This is a genomic window from Vibrio tapetis subsp. quintayensis (genome assembly GCF_030409945.1).
Taxonomy (GTDB): Bacteria; Pseudomonadota; Gammaproteobacteria; order Enterobacterales; family Vibrionaceae; genus Vibrio; species Vibrio quintayensis.
In genome coordinates, this window is the sequence record NZ_JAUFQV010000039.1 from 1 (window position 1) to 19,289 (window position 19,289).

General features: G+C 43.9%; 19 protein-coding genes and 1 tRNA gene. 8 read left to right on the top strand and 12 right to left on the bottom strand.

Annotated features, from left to right (window positions below; translation table 11 throughout):
- Positions 1-109: 109 nt before the first annotated feature.
- From QWZ04_RS20035 to QWZ04_RS20050, 4 genes are all read left to right on the top strand, one after another.
- Positions 110-841: a restriction endonuclease gene (locus tag QWZ04_RS20035; RefSeq protein WP_290330023.1), complete on the top strand. Its 732-nt coding sequence runs from the start codon at positions 110-112 to the stop codon at positions 839-841.
- 580 nt (positions 842-1,421) lie between these two features.
- On the top strand, positions 1,422-2,273 hold the full coding sequence (locus tag QWZ04_RS20040) for an ABC transporter ATP-binding protein (protein ID WP_290330024.1): 852 nt from the start codon (positions 1,422-1,424) through the stop codon (positions 2,271-2,273).
- Complete coding sequence (locus QWZ04_RS20045) at positions 2,270-3,202, top strand: ABC transporter ATP-binding protein (protein WP_290330025.1); 933 nt, start codon at positions 2,270-2,272, stop codon at positions 3,200-3,202. Before QWZ04_RS20040 ends, QWZ04_RS20045 begins: the two co-directional genes overlap by 4 nt.
- The gene (locus QWZ04_RS20050) at positions 3,199-3,663 is read left to right on the top strand and encodes a transcriptional regulator (RefSeq protein WP_290330026.1); all 465 of its coding nucleotides are present in this window, start codon (positions 3,199-3,201) and stop codon (positions 3,661-3,663) included. Before QWZ04_RS20045 ends, QWZ04_RS20050 begins: the two co-directional genes overlap by 4 nt.
- Positions 3,664-3,744: 81 nt before the next feature.
- On the opposite strand, the gene gltX is transcribed toward QWZ04_RS20050, so the two are convergent.
- Positions 3,745-5,175 (bottom strand): glutamate--tRNA ligase, encoded by a 1,431-nt coding sequence (gene gltX, locus QWZ04_RS20055; protein WP_290330027.1) that lies wholly within the window; start codon positions 5,173-5,175, stop codon positions 3,745-3,747.
- A 228-nt stretch (positions 5,176-5,403) separates the two neighbouring features.
- On the opposite strand from gltX, the gene QWZ04_RS20060 reads away from it, so the two are divergent.
- Both QWZ04_RS20060 and QWZ04_RS20065 read left to right on the top strand, forming a co-directional pair.
- Complete coding sequence (locus QWZ04_RS20060; protein ID WP_290330028.1) at positions 5,404-8,163, top strand: cation transporter; 2,760 nt, start codon at positions 5,404-5,406, stop codon at positions 8,161-8,163.
- On the top strand, positions 8,163-8,603 hold the full coding sequence (locus tag QWZ04_RS20065) for a DUF411 domain-containing protein (protein ID WP_290330029.1): 441 nt from the start codon (positions 8,163-8,165) through the stop codon (positions 8,601-8,603). The genes QWZ04_RS20060 and QWZ04_RS20065 overlap by 1 nt, the downstream gene beginning before the upstream one ends.
- 116 nt (positions 8,604-8,719) lie before the next feature.
- Here the strand turns inward: QWZ04_RS20065 and QWZ04_RS20070 are convergent, their stop codons facing one another.
- On the bottom strand, positions 8,720-9,391 hold the full coding sequence (locus tag QWZ04_RS20070) for an oligogalacturonate-specific porin KdgM family protein (protein ID WP_290330030.1): 672 nt from the start codon (positions 9,389-9,391) through the stop codon (positions 8,720-8,722).
- A gap of 554 nt (positions 9,392-9,945) precedes the next feature.
- Here QWZ04_RS20070 and QWZ04_RS20075 point away from each other — a divergent pair.
- Positions 9,946-10,815, top strand: coding sequence for a TraB/GumN family protein (locus QWZ04_RS20075; protein ID WP_290330032.1), 870 nt, complete (start codon positions 9,946-9,948; stop codon positions 10,813-10,815).
- A gap of 117 nt (positions 10,816-10,932) precedes the next feature.
- Here the strand turns inward: QWZ04_RS20075 and rluF are convergent, their stop codons facing one another.
- From rluF to QWZ04_RS20090, 3 genes are all read right to left on the bottom strand, one after another.
- A complete protein-coding gene (gene rluF / locus QWZ04_RS20080) occupies positions 10,933-11,982 on the bottom strand; it encodes a 23S rRNA pseudouridine(2604) synthase RluF (RefSeq protein ID WP_290330033.1) in 1,050 nt (349 codons plus the stop codon).
- A gap of 69 nt (positions 11,983-12,051) precedes the next feature.
- Positions 12,052-12,636, bottom strand: coding sequence for a DNA endonuclease SmrA (smrA, locus tag QWZ04_RS20085; RefSeq protein ID WP_290330034.1), 585 nt, complete (start codon positions 12,634-12,636; stop codon positions 12,052-12,054).
- Between the two features lie 162 nt (positions 12,637-12,798).
- Positions 12,799-12,939: a DUF3149 domain-containing protein gene (locus QWZ04_RS20090; protein WP_102522052.1), complete on the bottom strand. Its 141-nt coding sequence runs from the start codon at positions 12,937-12,939 to the stop codon at positions 12,799-12,801.
- A 253-nt stretch (positions 12,940-13,192) separates the two neighbouring features.
- On the opposite strand from QWZ04_RS20090, the gene QWZ04_RS20095 reads away from it, so the two are divergent.
- Positions 13,193-13,269 (top strand) — tRNA-Pro (locus QWZ04_RS20095).
- A 258-nt stretch (positions 13,270-13,527) separates the two neighbouring features.
- On the opposite strand, the gene QWZ04_RS20100 is transcribed toward QWZ04_RS20095, so the two are convergent.
- The 7 genes from QWZ04_RS20100 to ccmD all read right to left on the bottom strand — a co-directional run bounded on the left by QWZ04_RS20100 (position 13,528) and on the right by ccmD (position 19,284).
- Positions 13,528-14,280, bottom strand: a complete 753-nt coding sequence (locus QWZ04_RS20100; RefSeq protein ID WP_290330035.1) for an MlaA family lipoprotein — start codon at positions 14,278-14,280, stop codon at positions 13,528-13,530.
- Between the two features lie 105 nt (positions 14,281-14,385).
- Positions 14,386-15,603, bottom strand: a complete 1,218-nt coding sequence (gene ccmI, locus QWZ04_RS20105; protein ID WP_290330036.1) for a c-type cytochrome biogenesis protein CcmI — start codon at positions 15,601-15,603, stop codon at positions 14,386-14,388.
- Positions 15,600-16,085, bottom strand: a complete 486-nt coding sequence (locus QWZ04_RS20110) for a cytochrome c-type biogenesis protein (protein WP_290330037.1) — start codon at positions 16,083-16,085, stop codon at positions 15,600-15,602. Before QWZ04_RS20110 ends, ccmI begins: the two co-directional genes overlap by 4 nt.
- The gene (locus QWZ04_RS20115; protein WP_290330039.1) at positions 16,082-16,633 is read right to left on the bottom strand and encodes a DsbE family thiol:disulfide interchange protein; all 552 of its coding nucleotides are present in this window, start codon (positions 16,631-16,633) and stop codon (positions 16,082-16,084) included. The genes QWZ04_RS20110 and QWZ04_RS20115 overlap by 4 nt, the downstream gene beginning before the upstream one ends.
- A 1-nt stretch (position 16,634) precedes the next feature.
- A complete protein-coding gene (locus tag QWZ04_RS20120; RefSeq protein WP_290330041.1) occupies positions 16,635-18,599 on the bottom strand; it encodes a heme lyase CcmF/NrfE family subunit in 1,965 nt (654 codons plus the stop codon).
- Positions 18,596-19,081: a cytochrome c maturation protein CcmE gene (gene ccmE / locus QWZ04_RS20125; protein WP_290330042.1), complete on the bottom strand. Its 486-nt coding sequence runs from the start codon at positions 19,079-19,081 to the stop codon at positions 18,596-18,598. The genes QWZ04_RS20120 and ccmE overlap by 4 nt, the downstream gene beginning before the upstream one ends.
- Complete coding sequence (gene ccmD, locus QWZ04_RS20130; protein WP_290330043.1) at positions 19,078-19,284, bottom strand: heme exporter protein CcmD; 207 nt, start codon at positions 19,282-19,284, stop codon at positions 19,078-19,080. The genes ccmE and ccmD overlap by 4 nt, the downstream gene beginning before the upstream one ends.
- Positions 19,285-19,289: the final 5 nt, after the last annotated feature.

The window sequence follows — 19,289 nt, forward strand, 5'->3', positions numbered from 1 at the left end:
TTGGAACATGGAAATCGATGAGGCCGAATAAGGCCTCACTGCTTAATTAGACGCTTACGATGCCCCTTGGCAGTTAAGTGTCATTCTAGCGACCACCTCCTACTTTGGTATGACTTATATTGCGCCCGCTTTAATGCTAGATGAGAGCAATATAGTTCTAACCTCCATTGCCACACAGTTGCCAACGATTGCGCCTTACTTTACTTTTCTGTTTCTAATTCCAGCTCCAATCGCCTTCTTCAAGCAATGGAATCGAAAACAACACTTCTTACGCGCCACAACAAAAATCAAACGTCAAAAGAGCACTGAACCTCTTAAAGCAATGAATTGGATCGAGTTTGAAAGTTACGTTGGTGAGTTTTTTAAATGTAATGGTTATGAGGTAAAACAGCAGCTTTCATCTGCCCCTGACGGTGGTGTCGATATCTGGCTTAAAAAAGAGGGAGAGCAATCTCTTGTCCAGTGTAAGCAGTGGAAAACCAGAAGTGTTGGCGTTCAAGTGCTAAGAGAAATGTACGGTGTCATGCTAGATAACCAAGCAGCACGCATGATCATTGTCACTACTGGAAACTTCACTAATGAAGCGCGGCAATTTGCTAAAGGAAAGCGGTTTTGGTTAGTAAGTGGAGATGAGCTGGTTAACATGGTAGAAAGCGGCAAACATGCCCTAAGTCAGCCTAAAGAACACTGTTCTGCACAAACCAGCAACGTAACGAAAAAAATATGCCCAAAATGCAATTCTGAGTTAGTCATACGAACAGCAACGAAAAGCGCCTACGCGGGTTCTAAGTTTTATGGCTGCTCATCATTTCCGAAGTGCAGGCATATAGAGAATATTTAGGTTAACCAGATCCTAGTTTTCGGGCATTTGATAAATTGTTTCTACACCATAGTGTACTGAAAAATCGTAAGAAATCCGTACTTGTTGCCTAAAATGTTTATGCCCCAAAGCAAGCCCGAGCGAAATTGACCATGATTTGATGCATCTGTATTTTGGCTTACTTTGTCCTCATGCCTAGAGCTCTAACTCTGTGGCCAAATTAGCTAATCCACTACAGTTTCTTGTTTTCACATCTGTTCAAGCTGAAATGAAAAATGAAGAAACAAAACGAATAAAAGGAATGGATGTTCCTGTAAGTATCGTTAAATACTGCGCTGGTAAAAATAATTTCCATCATTGTATTGAAAGAAAGATGCATGAAAAGAACTTACTTTAGGAGTACAGAGATCGCGCTCTGCGATCTCTACTTAACTCGTTCTCCATTAATTCTGACCTCCTCTCATAAGTGATCGAGTTCGCAAAAATTCAGCTTACCTTGCCGGTTTTTTCGGCACACATCACCTTATAAAAGCCAGCTTGTTTTCTAACGCGAAACAAGTGGTAATGATAAGCGATATCATTACCACTTGACGGATCGCTCATGACATCTGAAAAACACGTACATGCTTTTCATCCTGACCCCATTCTAAAGATCAGAAATTTGTGTGTTGACTACATCACCGAAACCGGAGATTTCAATGCCGTAAAATCCGTTGATCTGGATATTGGCAGAGGTGAAATTTTTGGTTTGGCAGGGGAATCTGGCTGCGGGAAAAGCACCATCGCTTTTGCTATTAATCGACTGCATAAAGCACCCGCTTTTATCTCTGGCGGCGAAATCTGGTTTAAAGAGCGCGATATTCTTCGCCTTTCCGATGAGCAACTACAAACTCTTCGCTGGAGCGAAATAGCCATGGTCTTTCAAAGTGCCATGAACTCGTTAAACCCGGTGCTCACAATTCAAGAACAGTTCTCTGATGTACTTAGGCATCATAAAGGATATAGCGATATTGAAGCGAAAGACCGAGCCGAAAAATTGCTCGATCTGGTTAATATTCCTCGTGAAAGGCTAACGGAGTACCCACACCAATTTAGCGGAGGCATGCGCCAACGTCTGGTTATCGCCATTGCGCTATCGCTAAACCCTGATCTTATCGTAATGGATGAGCCGACTACGGCGTTAGATGTTGTGGTGCAACGAGAAATTCTTCAGCAGATCTTTGAACTGCGAGAAGAGTTTGGCTTCTCTGTATTATTCATAACTCACGACTTGGCATTAATGAGCCAATTATGCGACCGAATTGCTGTAATGAGGTACGGTGAGTTAGTAGAAGTTAACTCATCTAAAGAAATCCGCAACAACCCACAGCACCCTTATACCCAGAAGCTATGGGCGTCATTCCCCAATATCCATGAAGCGAAAAAAGAAAATCAGCAGGGAGAACCAGCATGAGCCAGCCAATTATTGAAGTGAAAAACGTCACCAAGAGATTCATCGTTAATGGCGGCCTTGCGAAAGCCGACACTTTCACTGCGCTGCAAGGGATAAGCTTCAATCTGTATGCAGGGCGTACACTCGCACTGGTTGGGGAATCTGGCTGTGGTAAAAGCACCTGTGCTCGCTTAATGACCAAGGTGTTCCCCGTGACAGAAGGCGAAATTCTCTATCGAGGCCGAAACATTGACGACATAACAAAACGAAAAGAAGTATTAGAATATCGAAGTAAAGTTCAAATGGTATTTCAAGACCCATTTGGATCATTAAATCCAACACATACCATTGAGCATCATTTAACACGGCCCATTAAAATTCATAAACAAGTTGCTGATCAGGCCCAAATTCCAGCACGACTTGCAGAGCTAATAGACTTAGTTGAGCTTGCGCCAGACACCTTGAAAAAGTACCCGCATGAACTGAGCGGAGGCCAGCGACAAAGGGTGAATTTGGCTCGTGCTCTCGCTGTTGGGTCTGAAATGATTTTAGCCGACGAGCCAACTTCAATGTTAGACGTTTCTATTCGTTTAGGCGTGTTGAACCTGATGCAGCAAATGAAAAAAGAACTGGGTATCGGCTTTCTTTACATTACTCACGACCTTGCAACAGCTCACTACATTGCCGAAGAAACGGCCGTAATGTATCAAGGACAAATCGTCGAATGGGGTGATACTCAGTCGATTTTGAGCAATCCGCAACACCCATACACTAAGTTATTAATCTCCGCAGTCCCTGATCCTGATCTACCCTTTAGACAGTTAGTAGAAAGTGAACCAAATTACACCCAAAACGCAGACACCATCAGAGCAATGAGTGGCATAACTGAGCCACACTATGATCAAGTGGGTCAAAATCATTTTGTTAGGAAATGGGTCAACGCTGCATGATGACACTAGAAACATGGCAACTGCATGTATCTCAATGGTATGAGTCTGGAAAGCTTCACGAGATTGATAGCCTCATACCATTAGTCCATAGCCCTCCAGAAGCTGTGTGGGGGCCATCGATTACCGACGCACAAAGTAAAGCGATTGCTTGCTGGTTGGATGGATGCTTGCGAATCCATCGGCATTACGTTCAAGCCAATGAAACGCAAAAGGCATACAGTTATTTAAACTTTGCCTATGCAAAATTGCAGTCTGTTAGCTGTCACCCTCTTTCAGAAATTGACTTAAAGAGTTGGTCATTAAAAAGGTTAGAACACCTAATCGTTTTGATTTTGGAACAATGTAGCCAACAGGATTGGCAGCAGGAACTCCACCAGCAAATAGAAAGCCACGTGCAGTTTATGGCCAAACATAATGAACTGACTATAGAGCACGAAGTACAAACGAAAAAAAGCCGCTAATTGATAGCGGCTTTTTGAGTATTAACTTTGTAGTTTATCTGCCGTTAGTGCACTAAGGTTGCGACTAACCAATAAACTCAATTACTGAGCGTTAGCTTCGCGATCAGCGATGAAAGCGAGTGCGAGCTTGATACGAGCAACAACGCGCTCTTTACCAACCAACTCCATCACAGCATCAACAGAAGGCGATTGACCGCCACCAGTTACCGCAACACGTAACGGCATGCCGATTTTACCCATGCCAATCTCTAGCTCTTCACATACAGCAGCAATGACACCTTCTTTGATGTTTACTGTTGTGAACTCTTCTAGTGCTTCAGCTTTAGCAAGAGCCAATTCAAGTGGGCCTTTTGCAACACCGCGTAGATGTTTTTTCGCCGCGCCCGCTTCAAACTCAGAAAAATCTTCGTAGAAGTAACGAGATTGCTCAGCCAATTCAATCAGTGTATTACAACGCTCACCAACAAGCTTAATCACTTCCGTGATCGCTGGGCCATTTGACGTATCAATCTTCTGAGCGTCAAGGTGCCATTGAAGGTACTTAGCGACGTATTCTGGTTCAGATGTCTTGATGTAATGGTTGTTCAACCAAAGCAACTTATCAGTGTTAAACGCAGAAGCCGATTTGCTGATAGCGTTCAGGCTGAACAAGTTGATCATCTCTTCTTCAGAGAAGATTTCTTGATCACCGTGAGACCAACCTAAACGAACTAAGTAGTTGTTCAGCGCATTAGGAAGGAAACCTTCGTCGCGGTACTGCATAACAGAGACAGCGCCATGACGTTTAGACAGTTTCGCGCCGTCGTCACCCAAGATCATTGCACAATGAGCGAAAGTTGGTACTGGCGCTCCTAGTGCTTCATAGATGTTGATTTGACGAGGCGTGTTGTTGATGTGATCTTCACCACGAACCACGTGCGTAATGCCCATATCCCAGTCATCAACCACAACAACAAAGTTGTACGTTGGCGCGCCATCGGTACGACGAATGATTAAATCATCTAACTGGCTATTTGAAATCTCGATACGGCCACGGATTTGGTCTTCAAATACAACCGAACCTTCTTTTGGATTACGGAAACGAATAACACACGCATCGTCTTCGTTTGCGGCTTCGTTCGCTGCAACAATTTTCGGGTGGTTAGCATCGTAGCGCGCCATTTCTTTGTTTTCTTCTTGCTCTGCACGAATTTCATCAAGCAGTTCTTTCGACGCATAGCACTTATAGGCTTTGTCTTGTGCAAGTAACACATCAACCATCTCGTTGTAACGGTCAAAACGCTTAGATTGGTAGTAAGGACCTTCATCCCATTCCATACCCATCCATTTCATGCCTTCAAGAATCGCTTCTACTGCTTCTGCAGAGTTACGTTCTAAATCGGTATCTTCGATACGTAGAACAAACTCGCCGCCTTGGCTTTTAGCGTAAAGCCATGAATAAAGTGCAGTACGAGCACCACCAACGTGAAGGTAGCCTGTTGGGCTAGGAGCAAAACGAGTTTTAACCGTCATTATAATTCCTTTGGATGTGTCGGTATGACACGACATTGTTGCCATGCCATCAAGATAAGCAGAAAAATTGGCGTCATTTTACCACCGTATCGTAATTGTACAATGCTGATATTAGTTCCTTACCGTTATCAATGAACCACCACCAACAATTTGCAGAATGACCTATTGACCTTCCCCTTGATGGAAGGTTTATTCTTATTCATAGTTACCTATTATGAGATTCGAGCAATGAACCATTATCAAGTTCCCCTAACAGGATTAAATTGCATGGGATGCGCTAATAAAGTGAAGACGGCATTGCTCGCCTTGTCAGATACGAGCATTGACCACATCACTCCCACGCAATTGACGATTTCTACCTTACAACCGGCTGAAGTGATCGCACAATCTGTCGAATCTCTTGGTTATCAGGCTGGCGCGAAAGTTGAATTATCTTTACAAGGGCTTAGTTGTGGTAAGTGTGTTGCAAAAGTTACCTCCCATCTCAACACGCTCGATTGGGTTGTTCGCTCGGAGGTGACTAAGACACATCTAACCGCTTTAATTTTTAGCACTCAAGACCAACTCATCAATGAAATTTCTCAGCTGGGTTTCCAAGCGACAACCGAACAAATAAATAAAGAACCCTCCATTACCAAAAGCATTGATGACTCACTGCATCCATTAAAAAATGCTGATTCAGAAGCCAATCATCAAAATGTCGACAGCAGTATAGAGATTCAGCTAATGATAGGGGGAATGACCTGTGCTAGTTGTGTTTCATCGGTCGAAAAGGCGCTTAATCAGGTTGAAGGGGTTCAGCACGTTCAAATTAATTTGGCCGAACAATCGGCCCTGCTGGTGATAACTCATGACACACCAGAACGAGAACAAGCACTGATGCTTGCCGTTAAAGCTGCGGGATATCATGCAGAACGCATTCTCGATGAAGCCACTCAACGTGAGCGTCAAAATGCCAAGCTTCAGCAAACACTCAGTCACCACAAACGTAGCGCTTTCATCGCACTTGCTATCGGTGCCCCATTAATGGCGTGGGGTGTCTTTGGTGGCAACATGATGATTCGAAACAGCCAAGATCAATGGGCATGGGGAATAATAGGCCTTGTTTGCTTCTGGTTACTGGCTACGGCAGGCAAAGATTTCTTTGTGAATGCGTGGCAATCTATCTTGCACCGCCGAGCTACGATGGACACCTTAGTGGCATTAGGCACTGGATCTGCTTGGTTGTTTTCAATGCTCATCGTTATGTTTCCACAATGGTTCCCAAGCTCGGCTCGCCATGTCTACTTTGAAGCAAGCGCGATGATCATCGGGCTTATCTCGTTAGGCCACTATATTGAAGCCAAAGCAAAAGCGAGAACAACCCTTTCTTTACAAGCCTTGGTTAACTTACAACCTCAGCATGCTTGGCTCATTGAAAACGGCAACGAACGTTCTGTCTCTCTTGAGCAGGTTCAAGCAGGCATGCATTTACGCATTAAACCCGGAGAAAAGATCCCAGTTGATGGCGTGATTATCGAAGGTGAAAGTGATCTCGACGAATCTATGCTAACGGGTGAAGCACTACCGAGTACAAAAACTGTTGGGGACAATGTTTCTGCTGGTACCATTAATATCGATGGCAGCCTGGTCATTGAAACGCGTTCTGTCGGCAGCAACACCAAGCTTGCTCGCATCATCAATATGGTACGAAAAGCGCAAAGCAGTAAGCCAGAACTAGCAAAACTGGCAGACTCTATTTCAGCCGTTTTTGTGCCTGTCGTGGTTGCTATCGCGATTGTTTCGGCTGCCATCTGGTATTTCGTCGGCCCCGATCCCAAAGCCAGCTATATGCTTGTCGTCGCCACTACCGTCCTCATCATTGCCTGCCCTTGTGCGCTTGGCTTAGCGACGCCACTGTCCGTTACTGTAGGGATAGGTAAAGCCGCTGAATTGGGTATATTGATCCGCGATGCTGACGTACTGCAAACGGCAAGTAAAATCAGTACCGTCGTGTTTGATAAGACAGGAACGCTGACAGAAGGAAAACCTCAAGTTCAATCGGTTGCCTTCTCTGATGGTTGGTCGGAACAAAAGGTATACCCGTTAGTGTACGCCGCTGAAGTTCAGTCTGAGCACCCACTTGCACTCGCGTTGTGCCAATATACTCAGCAAGATCACAGTGCTTCGGCTATTTTACCAAATAGTGAAAACACCTTTAACAACCAACGAGGAAAAGGCATTTCAGCGGTGATAAACGGTGTCAGTGTTAAAATTGGCAGCCCTAACTTCATGCTCAAAGACTCCCAACACAATCACCCTCTCGCAGGGCAAGTACAACATTATCAACAACAAGCTCATACGGCTATTTTGGTCGCCATAGATGATCACATTGCCGCGGTATTTGGTATTGCCGATACCATTAAGCCCGACGCACATCAGGCGGTTTCATTGCTTAAACAACAAGGCATTGATGTAGTGATGCTATCAGGTGATAGCCAAATGGTCGCCGATAATATTGGTTCTCAGCTCGGTATTGACCATGTGATTGCCGAAGTACTGCCTGAACAAAAAGCCTCGCACATACAACAATTACAAGACAACGGTTCAATTGTGGCAATGGTTGGCGATGGCATTAATGACGCCCCCGCTCTAGCTAATGCAGATATAGGCATTGCCATGGGCAGCGGTTCGGATGTCGCCATTGAAAGTGCGCAGATGACCCTGCTCAATAGCTCTCCACTTGCTATTACCAATGCAATAGAGCTGTCCAAAGCGACGGTAAAAAATATGCACCAAAATTTACTCGGCGCTTTTGTCTACAATTCGCTTGGTATTCCAATTGCAGCAGGCGTGCTATACCCATTTTTCGGCTTCTTACTCAGCCCAGTATTTGCGGGCGCGGCAATGGCGTTGTCATCTATTACCGTTGTGAGTAATGCCAATCGACTTCGACTTTTTACACCACCACATCATCAAAAGCTCAGCCAAAAACATAGAGGTAAATAATGAAACTTTCCAAACTGATCGTTATTGCGAGTATTTTTAGCGCAACGTCGGCATTTGCCGCTAATGTCATTACCCATAAATCACCCTATTGTGGCTGCTGCAGCGAATGGGTAAAACACATGGAGAAAGCAGGATTTGATGTCGATGTTAACGACCATCAGAACATGAACCCAATCAAACAAAAATTGGGGGTGACGCCAGAGCTCGCTTCTTGTCATACCGCAGAAATAGACGGATATGTTTTTGAAGGCCACATACCTGCCAGCGACATTAAGCGCTTTTTAGCCAATCCGCCCAATAAAGCAAAAGGGCTAGCCGTTCCTGGTATGCCAATGGGATCCCCAGGTATGGAGTATGGCGATAAGAAAGATGAGTTTGTTGTATATGCGTTTAATGAGCAAGGCCATACGTTTGAATATGAACGACACAATCAAAAGTAGTGATGCTTTAAGTTAATGTTTTAAAAACAGCCAATTTTCAGAAACCACACAACGGAAAAAGCCAATGGAGAACCATTGGCTTTTTTTGCGGACTTAGAACTTATATACGGTTGGACTTAGAAACCGTAAGAAGCACCAAATACGAATGCATTGTTCACGTTACCTTCGCCACCGTGACCTTGGCTACGAAGCTCAAAGTATGGTTGAACGCCTTCACGTGTCCAGGTTGCGCGCATTTCGTGATCCATTGTGTTCTTAACACCACTCTCAGTGTTTGAAACATAAACGTTGTTGTACGCTACTGCAACATCAGCGTTAACTGCGTAACCAATGCGGTTATCAAAACGCCATTGATTGTTGTCGCCTTCTTTGATGTTGTGGTAACGAGTACGGTTACTAATTGCAATGCCGTTATCGAAGTTGTAACCAATTTTAGCTAGCGGACGGTTTTGAACCGTTTCGCCGTTGTTTAGTAGGTGGTGGTAACCCACAGCAACCCATAGGTTATCATTGAAAGAATAGCTTTGCTCTACACCTAGAGTAATGTATGGCGTCGCACCTTTACCTTCTTCAAACGCACCTTCGTAGCTACCTAGAGAGATACCATCGAACTCGGTAAGAATGGTAGTGCCAGTGTCAAAAGTATGACCGGCTTCTAGTGTAGACGTTGCGTTAGGGTTTTTGTTCTCACTGTGGAACTGAACGTTACCTGTTACGTAAGAAGAACCTGCAAATGCGCTGGTAGAGAAAACCGCTGCTAGTGCTGTAAGTGCGAATACTTTTTTCATTTTAATTACCTATCTATTTTAAACTGAACTGTCGTGTTTTTGGCTAACCTTGCCATTTGGAGGAACACCACAGCTAAAGGTGTTTATGTGCATTCCTTGCTTGAGACGAATCATTACAGATATTTTTCGAGGTTCAAAATAACAAAAGCACTTTGGTGATCCAGTTCAAAATGAAACGATATAAAAATATAAAAAACCATAAATAACAACAAGTTAACCAATAAACATAAAAAATATTGCGAGTTAAATCACAACCAGTTAGTGATATAGATCACCTAACTTGCTCAACCACACCATAATTTTCCGACTCACTTCACATATGAAACCCCGTACAAAATGTGATATTTATTCTTTTTTACCCCCACTTCGTGAGGGTTATCACATTTACACCAGCTATCATTAACATCGACTTAGTTATCGACCCGAATGAAGGTGGGTACTTTTCGACCAAATTAGAGCCCAAATATGAATTATCATTATTTGTTATCGCTTTAAAGCGACTTTAATCGTAATCTTACAACGGCTGTTATGTTGACTTAGGGAACCATCAATTAATGCTTAATTTAAAGAAACTTTCTATTATTGGCGCATTATTGCTAAGCCTAATGACGCTAAGCACCCATGCCGAACCCATTTATTGGGTAGCTCAAAAACAACAAGTACAGCTATTACTATTTGGCTCAATTCATGTGGGCGATTCATCTATGTACCCGCTGCCCTCGCCTGTCATGAATTTTCTAGAAAATAGTGATGGTTTTGTCAGTGAGATTGATTTAACCAATCAAAGCACGCCCGTTTTACCGCATTCAAAACTCAGCACTCAACAAGCACTTAATTCGTTACAAGCCAACAAACTCATCACTTTGCTTAAGCAACACAAACTCCCGACTGAAGCGATGCTGTCATCACCACCTTGGCTCACCGCTATGAGCTTGCAGATGAAGCAAATCAATTCTCTTGGTTACCATGGCGAATTTGGCGTAGACAAAGTACTAACCGATCAAGCCGTAAAGCTCAATATTCCCATGTATCCGCTTGAGACCATTGATTTCCAATTGAATATGTTGAATTCATTGCCTGAAAATGGCGCACCATTGCTGACGGAATTAATAGAGCAGTGGGATAAAGCCGATGATATTTTTGTATGTCAGATCGATAGCTGGAAGAATGGCGACAAAGACAGCTTACTCACCCTGCTAGATAGTGAAGAGTATGATGAAACAATGATCAACATGCTGCTTGGCGACCGAAATAGAGCATGGGCAAAACAGTTAGATTCAGGTTTACTACCTAAATCAGGGCAATTTTTCGTGGTGGTAGGGGCGTTGCATTTAATCGGCGAAGACAACCTAATAACGCTAATGAAGCAGCAAGGTTGGCAAGTAGAACAGCTATCACACTCCAAGACTACGTCTTGCATCTAGCCTTTAAGCCATCCTCAAATAGAGTGACACTCTCAAACTCATGGCGAAAAAAAGGAAGGCTATGCAAGCCTTCCTCATTCAATACTGCTTAATGTCACCTAGCTAGCCAGTTCTGGCTTAGCCCAATGTTTTACCTGTAGGCTTACGAACTTTAAACGGCCTGCTTTTATTTGAGTCTGGTTTGTTGTTCGTTGCTGGTTTTCCACCTGCCGTAGGCCTTCTGTTGCCTCGCGATTCAGACCTAGTGTTAGACTCATGCTTAAACGGGGCTGAATCACCTCGGTTAGAACGATTAGGGCGACGTTGGAAAGAGTCCTCGTTTCCTGAAAACGTTTTGTGCTTACGCGGCTCACGCTCTTGAGTTTGTTGGCGGCTATCATAGAGTTTAGCATCCGTCGCTTTCACTATCGCCTTACCCTCAGCATCGGTTTTCGATGCTTCTTCAGTACCACTCGACGTTTCGCACATACTATGAATTTCTGTCATTTCATCATCAGTCAAGTAACGCCACTTACCATTAGGAATACCATCCAATGAAATATTCATAATACGCACGCGACGCAGCTTAAACACTTCAAAACCTAACGCTTCACACATACGGCGAATCTGGCGGTTAAGACCTTGGGTCAATACGATACGAAATGAAAACTTGGTTTCTTTAGTCACAGTACAAGGCAGTGTTACCGTATCTAAGATTTCAACACCCGATGCCATTTTCTGCAAAAACTCTTCAGTAATCGGCTTATCTACACGAACAACGTATTCCTTTTCATGAGAGTTACCCGCGCGAAGAATTTTATTAACGATGTCTCCATCGTTAGTCAGAAAAATTAGGCCGTCTGACGGCTTATCTAAACGACCAATTGGGAAGATGCGTTTGCGGTGGCCAATGAAATCAACAATGTTGCCTTCAATGTGGCGCTCTGTTGTACAGGTGATGCCCGTTGGTTTGTTCAACGCGATGTAAATCGGCTTCTCTTTATTGCGCAGTGATTTACCATCAACAAGTACTTCATCGGCTTCGGTTGCTTTAACTCCCATTTCAGGGATCAAACCATTAATGGTCACTCGGCCTTGCTCGATCAATTTGTCGGCTTCACGACGAGAGCAAAAGCCCGTGTCGCTAATAAATTTGTTCAGTCGAGTTGCTTTCATTTCTTGGGACATGTGACTCTCTTTATGTAACGTTTCACAACGGAGTGTGGGGCAATAAAATCATTTGATCTTATTGTTAAATTATTCGCTTAATCGTTTTTGATGACGCTCTCTGTTTTCCAATTTTTTCTCTGCACTTTTTCTTAGCATGACATAAACAGCACCTGTGCCGCCATGATAGCGCTGCGCACTATGAAAACACATCACTTCTTGGATTTGTTCTAACCACGCAGCCACATAACTTTTCATTAAGGCCGGAGGAGTCGAGCGCTCTCCTTTACCGTGCACAATTATCACGGTTCTAACATCAAGCCTCTGGCATTGACGCAGAAACTTTAGCACTTCATCTCGTGCTTCTTTCAAGCTTTTACGATGTAAATCCAAGCGGGCTTGTAACGGGTATTTACCCAGCCGCAATTTACGATAAACACCGTCCTGCACCCCTGAGCGCTTAAATTCAAGGAAGCCATCTGGTTTTAGCATTGGGGCGCTATCGATAGAAAGGTATTCAGGATCGCTTTCACTAAGATGAACAGCCGCTTCTTGCTTGGCTATATGAGCATCGGTTAAGTTATGCTGCTTTTGAAGTACGGCTTTATCTTGAGAGATTGGCCTTACGTCCGTCATCATCTGCGCAAACAGGTCAAGTTCATCTTCTTGAGTCATAACATCATCAAAAACGGTTTTCTAGATACAGGTAATTATATACTCAAACGAGAAGAAATTGGATAAGGCAAAGGGATTTATAGAAGAGTTTTTGTAACAGGCAAAGAAATCCGGAAGAAGTAGTTCACTTCCCCCGGTGCAATTGATTCATTGCCAATCGATCTAGTGAGGAGATTTGTCACTCATTACTTTATAGATGAAGAAGCTACCGAAAAATAGCATTAAACCTACAGTAATGAAGATGACGATCATTGAAGTCAAACCAACGGCATTACCAAATAGGAGATCAAGCCAAAAATCCATAAATCCTCTCTATGTGTATTGAAAGACAACCTCACATTAATACTTGCGTAACAAAACGGTAATGATCCAGATCAATTCAAATAGTTAAGCCAATTATGACCTATCACAGTTGCGGTTGCGGTCACATTTCATTCGAGTAGTACAAGAGTTAATCAAACAAACTAATATTCTGAAAAATTACAATAAAAACACTTGCGTCTAAACTCAGAACCCGTAATATACGCTTCGTTGTCAGGGCAAACCGACAACAACTCGGTGAATAGCGCAGCTTGGTAGCGCATCTGGTTTGGGACCAGAGGGTCGGGGGTTCGAATCCCTCTTCACCGACCATATTTAGAAAAAAGCCTCATCATTGATGAGGCTTTTTTCGTTTTAATAATGTCATTAGAGATCTTCCAACCGAGTGCTCGACTCCAAGACGACGAATTAAAGTAGATCTGCGGGTAAATAAAAAGCAACAGCTACACAAACGCATAACTGTTGCTCTTATAATTTCTCGTCTCTAGCGTCTCAAAAAAGCCCGAGACCGTTCTGTATTGTAGTGAGCGCAGCGAATCCTCACTTTTTCCTTCAGCTTAGAACTCGCTTTTAAAATTCTTCATCCAGATAATCATCCAAATAGTCTTCTTCCTCTTCGTCTATCTCCACTTCCAGTCCTGCCGTGTAATCACGGCGCTGTAAGTAAACTTCACGACTGAGTGCATATGGATCAGGCGAAGCTTCTAGCGTCCCTTCCTGTGGGATTAAAACGTACCGTTTCTCCATGCCTTCCAACGCCCACTTTCCGGCACTTGCCCAAAAGTTTAGTAAAGACAAAGGCACATATTTTCCATCTATAAAGCTGGTGGTTTTACGCGCAGTGATCGGCCCATAGCCAGGCACCATAAAATACGGACCGTGGCCAACACCGTGATAACCCAACATATCACCAAATTGACGTTCATCGTGTTTACTGATGCCCGCTGCCGAAGCAACATCGATAAAGCCGAGTAAGCCAAGCGTTGAGTTAATCCAAAAACGATTAAAATGATCCGCGGCCCTTTCACCCTTTCCCATCAATAGGTTATTCACAATACTGGCAGGTTCATCTAAGTTGGCCAAGAAGTTACCAATACCACCACGTACAGGAACCGGCACAGTTTCAACATAGGCGATAGACACCGGACGGACTAAGTAAGGGTCAATATAGTCGTAGTTTATGTCGAACATCACCCGGTTGACCCCTTCAAAAGGGTCATTAGGGTGCTGCTCGTTTTCTGGTTCTTTAGGCGCACTGCTGCAACCCAACAATACACTGGTCAGTATTATAACTGAGACGATTTTCAACTGCTTAAACGTCATGCATCCTTTCCTAACAACAAAAAAACCAGCCGAAGCCGGTTTTTTAATCCAATTACCTCACATTCACTGATTGATTGATTGTGAGGTAATAACAAGCTTTAGCTATTAATAACGCTTATCAATCGTTAACGCAACCTGTTCACCCAGTTTGATAACAGAGCTTTCACCGTACCAATCACCCTCTCGGGTCGAAACGTTGCCGTCACTGTCTATTCGAGCACGGATCATGAAGTCAGGTAAATCAGATAAGTTCTGCCCTTCTATCATGCTATTTCGGTCGTCGATGACAACAGTACGAGGAAAGCTACCCAGTGGGTATCTAGCCGCTGCAACTGGCATTGGGCTTCCATCAGCACGATGAGCCGAAACAATTAATGCGGCGTTACTGTTGGCTTGCACTTCTGGCGATAAGCTAATGGTAATCGCTACAGACTTACCAGACGCTTGCTGGGCATCACCCATTTTCAATCGTGCATTTTCAATACTGCGTTGAAGCATAGTGTAACGACTGTCTTCAGGACCAATCATTTTTTGCATCATGCTCCAATACTGCACTGCGGCTGGGTAATCTTGTTGCTCAAACGCATCAAAAGCTAATAGAGAGAATACGCGTAAGTCTACGTAATCTTCCTTAATAAGCCCGGACAAAATAGCACGAGCGTTATTCAAGTCTGACTCATCCGAAGAGAGCATCAATGCCTGTGCGTAGCCTAATTGAATATCGGTATCTTGAGGCTCAAGACGGTACGCTTTTTTCATTGAACCAATAGCAGTCGTGATATCACGATTTGCTAAAGCGATTCTTCCTAGTAGCAACCAGCCTGTGGAATCTTCAGGTTGATGATGCAACCTAGTTCGAAGAGCAAGAGTGAGATCATCCATCTCATCGTCAGCCAATGGTTCATTACCTGGCGACATCAGCTTTTTCGTTAACTCGGGTAAGTTATTAGACACTTGCTGCCAGCTTACAACGTCATCAGAGGCACCATACTTGAAGTAGGTTCCATACGATAATATCGCCATAAACACGATAGATGCACCAACAACTAATGGCATCGACACTTGTGTCTCTGCACTTTTTTGTTGATTTGGGATGTCATCAAGCAGGGTTTGTTTTAAATCCGACACTAATTCTTGCTGGTTATCTACCAAGCCTTCATCGGTCTCTTCTTCAAGTTCAGCTAAGCGATCTTTATAAAACGCTTTATTAAGCTCGTCGCGGCGAGCTTCGTCGTCGACTTCCTTTTTTACTAACAACGGCCACAGAATGAAAACACTCGAAAGTACCACCAAAGCCAGCGTAGCTATCCAAAACATCATCATTGTTTTTTGTCTCCTTGGTCACTTTCTTCCAGTAACGCTTTTAGCTTCGCTTCTTTATCTGCATCCCAATCTTCCGCAGATTTTTCGGCAGATTTGCGCTTACGGCTTCTTAAGATAATAAAACCAAAACCGAACACAATCACAGAAAGTGGCCCCAACCAGAGTACCGAGGTAACCGGTGTAACAGGCGGGTTATAAGTGACGAAATTACCGTAACGAGCAATCATATAATCAATGATTTCTTGCTCGGACTTTCCATCTTTAAGCATTTCATACACTTTCTGGCGTAAATCTTGAGCCAGAATCGCATTTGAATCACCAATGGAATTGTTCTGACATTTAGGGCAACGCAGTGTCGCGCTCAACTCTTTGAACTTTTGTTCTTGCTCTACACTATCAAACTCATGTAAATCAATCGATGCCATCGCAGGCATTGAAAATGCACAAAGGATCAATAGAAAGGTGCGAATCGATCGAATCATTTCGCTTCCTCCAAGAATTGCTGATACATCGGCTGCAGTGTTTCATGCCAGTTTTTGGTATTCACATCACCAACATGGCGATAGCGAATCACACCATTGGCGTCAACCAAGTAAGTTTCTGGCGCTCCGTATACACCCAGATCGAGCCCTAACATACCGTCACCATCAAACAAGCTAATCAGGTATGGGTTACCCAACTCGGTAAGCCACTGCACCGCTTTATTTCGGTCATCTTTATAGTTCAAACCAATGATCTTAACGCCCTCTTTTGAAAGTTCATTAAGGTATTGGTGCTCTGCATAACATGTTGGGCACCATGTTGCCCATACATTGATTAACAGAGGCTCACCTACAAAAATGGTTTGATCGTACAGTTTTCCGAGTTCAGCCAAGTCCTCTAAACGAAACTCTGGCACCGTTTTACCCACTAATACAGATTCCAACTTAGTTGGATCGTCACCATCTGCGTTGCGTGTGAGTTGCGTACCAAATACCACGACCAATATTAGGAAAAACGCCAAAGGAGCAAACATTACATTTCGATTCATCTTAGTGCTCCTTTACCACAGTATTATTGTTCTTTCTAAAACGGTAACGCTTATCACTGATTGCAATCGCACCACCTAAAGACATAAAAATACTGCCTAGCCAGATCCAGCGTACAAATGGTTTGTAATAAATGCGTACAGCCCACGCGTCACCTTCATCCAAACGTTCGCCCAGTGCAATATACAAATCACGAGTCACGCCACGGTCAATAGCCGCTTCTGTCATCATAGATTTTGCAGTGCTGTAGAAACGTTTTTCAGCGTGCAAAGTATTAACGTATTTACCATCCAGAGTAATTTCAAAGTCAGCAGTATAGCCGTCATAGTTAGGGCCATCTGTGTCACGTAGACCTTTGAAGTAAAAATCGTACCCTTGAATTTCGAACGTTTCACCCGGAGCTAAACGTACATCACGCTCAATAGAGTAGTTTTGTACCATGGCAATACCGATAACCGTAACCGCCATGCCGAAGTGAGCAAACATCATAGCCCAGTGACTGCGTTGCAGCTTCTTTACACCGACGAGGAATGTGTGACGATGCGTCGCTCGTTGGTGCAGTTCGAAGGCGTGCATGAATACAATCCATAGCGCCATCACCCAGCCTAAATATGCAAGGCCTGTAAAGCGGTCTGCTAATGTGAAGACGGCGAGTGCAGCAAATGAAAACGCGGCAATACCAGACACCATCATTGGCTTAGCTAGACTAGATAGATCATCTTTTTTCCAGCGAATAAGCGGGCCTACGCCCAACAAGAATGCAAATGGAACCATCAACCATGTAAACAGCATATTAAAGAATGGCGCACCGATAGAAACCGAGCCCAAACCTAACTGCTTATGAACAAGAGGTAACAAAGTACCAACTAGCACTACGACTAACGCAGCAACCAAAATAATGTTGTTACCTAATAACGCATTCTCACGAGAAAACAGATCATAATTACCACGAACACGAACTGATGAACCTTTTAGTGCGAACAGCAGTAGCGAACCGCCAATAACAAAGACTAAGAACGCTAGAATGAACATGCCACGCGCAGGGTCAGAAGCAAACGCATGCACAGAAACCAAAATGCCTGAACGAACGAGGAACGTACCAAGCAAACTCAACGAGAACGCAGAGATAGCCAGCAATACTGTCCACGCTTTAAATGTACCGCGTTTTTCAGTTACAGCTAATGAGTGCATCAGCGCGGTACCCGCTAGCCAAGGCATGAATGATGCGTTTTCTACTGGATCCCAGAACCACCAGCCACCCCAGCCAAGTTCGTAGTACGCCCACCAAGAACCTAGTGCGATACCTAGTGTTAGGAATAACCATGCAGCGGTTGTCCAAGGACGAGACCAACGAGCCCAAGCGGTATCCAAACGGCCTGTCATCAATGATGCAATAGCGAAAGAGAACGCAACAGAGAAACCAACATAACCCATGTAAAGCATAGGAGGGTGAATGATCAACCCTGGGTCTTGCAGTAGTGGGTTAAGGTCTCGACCGTCAATCGGGAAAAATGGCAGAGTACGTAAGAACGGATTTGATGTCATAATAATGAACAACAAGAACCCAACCGTAATCAAGCCCATCACAGCCAAAACTCGTGCAACGGATTCTTGTGGCATTCCACGGCTAAAGGTAGCAACAGCGACCGTCCAACCAGCTTGTATTAGCACCCAAAGCAATAAAGAGCCTTCATGAGCGCCCCATACGGCGGTGAGTCGATAATACCAAGGTAATAAGGTATTAGAGTTCGTGGCAACGTACGTGATGGTAAAGTCGTTAGTGTAAAATGCCCAAAGCAAAATACAGAACGACAGACCGAGCAGTAAGAACATTCCCCAAGAAAGCGGGCGAGCAAAATTCATCAAGGTCGTGTTATTTTGGCTTGCTCCATATAAGGGCAATACACTCAATAGCACGGCAAACCCTAATGAAATTATCAGGGCAAAGTGGCCTATTTCAGCGATCATTTAGAGCTTCCTTGTTTTTGCTCATCGGAATATTGTAGCGGTTCGTGAGTTTTCTTCATCGCTTCCGCAATTTCCGGTGGCATGTATTCTTCATCATGCTTCGCTAACACTTCAAAAGCCTCAATGGTTGTTGCATCGATGAGTACACCCTGAGCAACGATACCTTGTCCTTCACGGAATAGATCCGGCAGAATGCCGTCATACACAACCGTTACTTTAGGGCCAACATCGGCAAGGTCAAAAGACACTCTGAGTGACTCCTGATTGCGCGAAACCGAGCCTTCAACAACCATGCCGCCAATGCGTAATCGCTGACCAACATAAGGCTTTGAACCGTCGGGCTTACCCATAACCAATTCAGTTGGAGTATAGAATAAATCCATGTTTTGATTTAATGCATACAGCATCAGGCCAACAGTAGTCGCGATACCGACAACTAAAGCGAGAACGAGACCGAGCCTCTTCTTACGTCTTGGGTTCATAGTGTGTTCTCCATATCTTTCGCCGCGTCGATTCGCGCTTGTCTGTCTATTTTGGCCTGAACGCCTTTAAAAAGTTCACGATTCCGTTTAATACTCAATACTAACAGAAGCAGCATGGAACCAAATGTAATTCCAAATGCGCCCCATACATATCCTGCGTAACCGCCCATTGCGAGTAAATCTGAAAAAGAGTCAAAATGCATATTTA